The sequence below is a fragment of the Thorsellia kenyensis genome (assembly GCF_042432445.1).
GTDB lineage: Bacteria > Pseudomonadota > Gammaproteobacteria > Enterobacterales > Thorselliaceae > Thorsellia > Thorsellia kenyensis.
Genome location: NZ_JBHLXE010000106.1, coordinates 1 through 683, shown reverse-complemented (window position 1 = coordinate 683; position 683 = coordinate 1). Strand labels below are relative to the sequence as shown.

1 protein-coding gene is annotated in these 683 nt (G+C 37.0%); it reads right to left on the bottom strand.

Annotation, left to right across the window (positions count from 1 at the left end; translation table 11 throughout):
• Nucleotides 1-629 (bottom strand): IS66 family transposase zinc-finger binding domain-containing protein (locus ACFFIT_RS11110; protein ID WP_385877741.1); only part of this gene is annotated, 629 nt, incomplete at its 3' end.
• Nucleotides 630-683: the final 54 nt, after the last annotated feature.

The window sequence follows — 683 nt, the reverse complement described above, 5'->3', positions numbered from 1 at the left end:
TGCTGCCTATAAAGAGGCAAGTGGTAAATGAATTTTTTAGCAACAATCTCAGCAAGCAGGTTATCACTTGGAATGCCTTTATCAATGATTTCTGCAGGCATAGGCGCTGCAACTAAAGTTTGACAGCAAGTGCAGGTGTACTTAATGCGCTTAGTACGAATGACAACAATTTTAGCGGGAATAAAATCAACTTTTTCAGAAATTGCTTCACCCATAGCCGTCATTTCACTAGAACATGTTTTACAGGTTTTATCCTCTAAATCAATAATGCGTTCTTCCCTTGGTAAATCGGGATTGATGACTTTACGACCACGTGATTTTTTTGGGGGAGTACTCGACTCAGCTTTTGCTGGCGCATCCTCAGATGTGCCTAGAGTAGCTTCAGTAGAGTCACATGAGTGAGTGCTTTCAATAAAAGAAGCGAGTTCAGAAAACTCTTCTTCTGTAAATAGATTGAATTGCTTATCATTCACTTCACTTTTACGGGCAAATGTTCTCATCATCATTGCTTTAAGTTTTTCTTCAGCAAAGTTGTAGCGTTTGAATAAATCAACCACGAGCGCAATCAGCTGCTCTTTATCGAGTTGCTTAATTTCCTCTATATTGAATGATTTCGCTTGATTTTTCATAGGTGTAATTATACCAAAATTAATCACTTAAATAAATAAAAAACAACAACTTAT